Origin of the sequence: Kitasatospora sp. NPDC007106 (assembly GCF_040634455.1) — a bacterium.
Lineage (GTDB): Bacteria > Actinomycetota > Actinomycetes > Streptomycetales > Streptomycetaceae > Kitasatospora > Kitasatospora arboriphila.
Window position 1 is genome coordinate 1 of record NZ_JBEYFP010000474.1, and the last position, 4,619, is coordinate 4,619.

The following is a 4,619-nucleotide window of genomic DNA, read 5'->3' on the forward strand; positions in this document are numbered from 1 at the left end:
GACCGGCGGCCGCGGCGCACCGCCACCACGGCACCGGACACCGCGGTCACCGCCACCGCCCCCAGCGGCACCCAGTCACCCAGCCGGTCGTACCAGGTCAGCGCGGAGGGCTCCGCCAGCGGCACCTGCACCACCAGCGCCCCCGACCCGTCCGTGCCGAGCCGGGCCAGCCGCCGGCCCTGCCGGTCGTACGCCACCGACTCGCCCGTCAGCGCGGCCTGCACCACCGGCCGCCCGGTCTCCGCCGCCCGGATCGCACCCAGCGAGGCGTGCTGCTCCGGCGCCCACGTCCGCTGGAAGGTCGACGTGGCCGACTGGTAGACGATCAGCGGCGCGCCGTCCCGGGCCGCCGATCGCGACATGTCCGGGAAGGCCGACTCGAAGCAGATCAGCGCACCGACCGGCAGCGGCGCACCGGCCCGGTCGGTCGCCGGCAGCAGCCGGAACGCCGCACCCGGCGCCCGGTTCTCGCCCGCGGCCCTGCTCACCCCCGCGATCCAGCCCAGCGCCGAGCGGAACGGGATGTACTCGCCGAACGGCACCAGCCGGATCTTGCGGTAGCGGGCCGCCACTCCGTCCGGGGTCACCAGCACCGCGTCCTTGGAGATCCGCCCGTCCGCCTTGCGCGCGTCCTCGCCGACCAGCAGCTGCGCACCGGTCGCCGCCGACAGCGACCGCAGACCGGCCAGCACGGCGGCGTCCCGGTCCAGGTCGGCCGTGGTGCTGGACTCGCCCCACACCACCAGGTCCACCGGCCGGCCCACCAGACCGCGGGTGATCCGGGTGCTCGCCGCCAGCCGCGAGGCGTCGTCGGACGTCTGCCCGGGCTGCACCAGCGCCACCGTCGCGCTGCCGCCCTGCGGGGGCGGCGGCAGCAGCGCGAACAGCACCGGCCCAGCCGCCAGGCACCCCGCGACCACGGCCGCCGGCAGCACCCGCAGCGGACCCGCCACCAGCACCACCACCGCGGTGTTGCAGGCCACCACCACGGCGCTGACCAGCCACACCCCGCCCACCGACGCCAGCACCAGCACCGCAGGATGCTCCCACTGGCTCGCCCCGAGCAGCGCCCACGGACCGCCCAGCGCGTGCCACGACCGGGCGAACTCGCATGCCACCCAGACCGACGGCACCACCACCAGCGCGGCCGCCGCCCGCCGCGGCCCGACCCGGCCGTGCAGCAGCCGGTGCACCGCGAAGCCGAACGCCGCCTGCAGCGCCCCGAACACCACCGCCAGCGGCAGCAGCGCCGGCCCGATCGACGGCACCAGCCAGTACATCGCGACCAGGATGAACCCGGCCCCGAACCACCAGCCCCGCACCGCGGCCTCGCGCCCGCCCGGGGCCGCCCGCATCAGCAGCATCCCGGGCACCAGCGCCACCCACGCCAGCCAGGCCTGGCCGGCGCCGGGGAACGCCAGCACCGGCAGCCCGCCGGCCGCGAGGGAGTACCACCGGGCGGGCTGCGACAACGCCGTGCGCAACGTCATGCGGAGATCGTATGCACCCGAGGCGCAGATCGAACGCAATCGGCGCCACCCGAATGGCGGCGCACGGGGAGGTGCCCCCGCGCGCCGCGGTGCGGCCGCCTCAGCTCTCGGCCTCCAGGTCGCCCTCGGTCTCCAGGTAGGCCGCGCGGAGTTCGTCGAGCAGGCGCTCGTCGGGCTCCGCCCACAGGCCGCGGTCGGCGGCCTCCAGCAGCCGCTCGCTGATGCCGTGCAGCGCCCACGGGTTGGCCTCGGAGAGGAACTCCCGGTTGACCGGGTCGAGGACGTACTCCTCGGTCAGCTTCTCGTACATCCAGTCGGCGACCACCCCGGTGGTGGCGTCGTAGCCGAACAGGTAGTCGACGGTGGCGGCCATCTCGAAGGCGCCCTTGTAGCCGTGCCGCCGCATCGCCTCCATCCACCGCGGGTTGACCACCCGGGCGCGGAAGACCCGGGCCGCCTCCTCGGTGAGCGTCCGGGTGCGGACGGTCTCCGGCCGGGTCGAGTCGCCGATGTACGCGGCCGGGTTCTTGCCGGTGAGGGCCCGGACGGTGGCGACCATGCCGCCGTGGTACTGGAAGTAGTCGTCCGAGTCGGCGATGTCGTGCTCGCGGGTGTCGGTGTTCTTGGCGGCGACGGTGATCCGCCGGTAGGCGCTCTCCATCTCCTCCCGGGCCGGGCGGCCGTTGAGGTCGCGGCCGTAGGCGTAGCCGCCCCACACCGTGTACACCTCGGCGAGGTCGGCGTCGGTGCGCCAGTCCCGGCTGTCGATCAGCTGCAGCAGACCGGCGCCGTAGGTGCCCGGGCGGGAGCCGAACACCCGGACGGTGGCCCGCCGTTCGTCGCCGTGCTCGGCGAGGTCGGCCTGCACGTGGGCGCGGACGAAGTTGTCGGCGTCCGCCTCCTCCTGCCGGGCGGCGAGCCGCACCGCGTCGTCGAGCAGGGCGACCACATGCGGGAAGGCGTCCCGGAAGAAGCCGGAGATCCGCAGCGTGACGTCGATCCGGGGGCGGCCGAGCTCCTCCAGCCCGATCGCCTCCAGACCGGTGACCCGGCGCGAGGCGTCGTCCCAGACCGGGCGGACGCCGAGCAGCGCGAACGCCTCGGCGATGTCGTCGCCGGCGGTGCGCATCGCGCTGGTGCCCCACAGCGAGAGGCCGACCGAGGGCGGGCAGGCGCCGTCGTTGTCGGCGCGGTACCGCTCGACCAGCGAGGCGGCGAGCGCCTGGCCGGTCTCCCAGGCGAGCCGGCTCGGGATCGCCTTGGGGTCGACGGAGTAGAAGTTGCGGCCGGTCGGCAGCACGTTGACCAGACCGCGCAGCGGCGAGCCGGACGGGCCGGCCGGGACGAAGCCGCCGTTCAGCGCGTGCAGCACGGCGTCCAGCTCGTCGGTGGTCGCGGTCAGCCGCGGCACCACCTGGGTGGCGGCGAAGTCGAGCACCTCGCGGACGGCGTCCGGGTGCCCGGCGGCGACCTTCTCGACCGCCTCGGGCGCCCAGTCCTCGGCCTCCATCGCCTCGACCAGGGCGCGGGCCTGCGCCTCGGCGGCGTCGGTGGCGCCGAGGGTGAGCGCGGCCTCGTCCAGGCCGAGCGCCTCGCGCAGACCGGGCAGCGCGCTGACGCCGCCCCAGATCTGCCGGGCGCGCAGGATGGCGAGCACGATGTTGACCCGGTCGGTGCCGGCCGGGGCCTGGCCGAGGACGTGCAGGCCGTCGCGGATCTGGGCGTCCTTGACCTCGCACAGCCAGCCGTCGACGTGCAGCAGGAAGTCGTCGAAGCCGTCGTCCTCGGGCCGCTCGTCCAGGCCGAGGTCGTGGTCGAGCCGGGCGGCCTGGATCAGCGTCCAGATCTGGGCGCGGATCGCCGGCAGCTTCGCCGGGTCCATCGCGGCGATCGTGGAGTACTCGTCGAGCAGCTGCTCCAGGCGCGCGATGTCGCCGTACGAGTCGGCGCGGGCCATCGGCGGGACGAGGTGGTCGACCAGGGTGGCGTGGGCGCGGCGCTTGGCCTGGGTGCCCTCGCCCGGGTCGTTGACCAGGAAGGGGTAGATCAGCGGCAGGTCGCCGAGGACGGCGTCCGGGCCGCACTCGGCGGACAGCGCGGCCGTCTTGCCGGGCAGCCACTCCAGGTTGCCGTGCTTGCCGAGGTGGATCACGGCGTGCGCGCCGAAGCCGCCGTCCTCCTGCGCGGCGGCGATCCAGCGGTAGGCGGCCAGGTAGTGGTGGCTGGGCGGCAGGTCCGGGTCGTGGTAGATCGCGACCGGGTTCTCGCCGAAGCCGCGCGGCGGCTGGATGAGGACGAGCAGGTTCCCGGAGCGGATCGCGGCGAGCACGATGTCGCCGTCCGGGTTCTGCGAGCGGTCCACGTACAGCTCGCCGGGGGCCGGGCCCCAGTGCTCCTCGACCTGCTCGCGCAGGCCCTGCGGCAGCGTCGCGTACCAGCGGCGGTAGTCGGCGGCCGGGATGCGGACGGGGTTGCGGGCGAGCTGGTCCTCGGTCAGCCAGTCCTGGTCGTAGCCGCCGGCCGCGATCAGCGCGTGGATCAGCTCGTCGCCCTCGTGGGAGGCGGAGGTCGTGTCCAGGCCCGGCAGGTCGGTGCCCAGGTCCATGCCCTCCTCCCGGAGGCGGTGCAGCAGGCGCACCGCACTGGCCGGGGTGTCCAGGCCGACCGCGTTGCCGACCCGGGCGTGCTTGGTCGGGTACGCGGAGAGCACCAGGGCGAGACGGCGCTCGGCCGCCAGGGTGTGGCGCAGCCGGGCGTGCCGGACGGCGATGCCGGCGACCCGGGCGGAGCGCTCGGCGTCGGCGCGGTAGACGGTCAGGCCGTCCTCGTCCAGCTCCTTGAAGGAGAACGGCACGGTGATCAGGCGGCCGTCGAACTCCGGGACGGCGACCTGGGTGGCGGTGTCCAGCGGGGAGAGGCCGTCGTCGCTCTCCTCCCACTGTGAGCGCGACCAGGTCAGGCACAGGGCCTGCAGGATCGGCCGGTCGAGGGCGGCGAGGGCGCCCGCGTCCCAGGCCTCCTCGTCGCCGCCGGCCTGCGATCGCGTTGGTGACCAGCTCGGAGGAGAGCAGTTCGGCGGTGTCGATGAGGTCCGGCACCTGCCAGCGTCTCAGCGCGTCCCGCAGTTCG

The 4,619-nt window shown here is 75.1% G+C and carries 1 protein-coding gene and 1 pseudogene; both read right to left on the minus strand.

From position 1 onward, the window contains the following. On the minus strand, positions 1-1,490 hold a 1,490-nt coding region (gene lnt / locus ABZ641_RS26370), incomplete at its 3' end, for an apolipoprotein N-acyltransferase (RefSeq protein WP_359985522.1). Positions 1,491-1,590: 100 nt separating this feature from the next. After that, positions 1,591-4,530: pseudogene (cobN, locus tag ABZ641_RS26375) on the minus strand (cobaltochelatase subunit CobN); the annotation flags it as partial. Positions 4,531-4,619 lie beyond the last annotated feature (89 nt).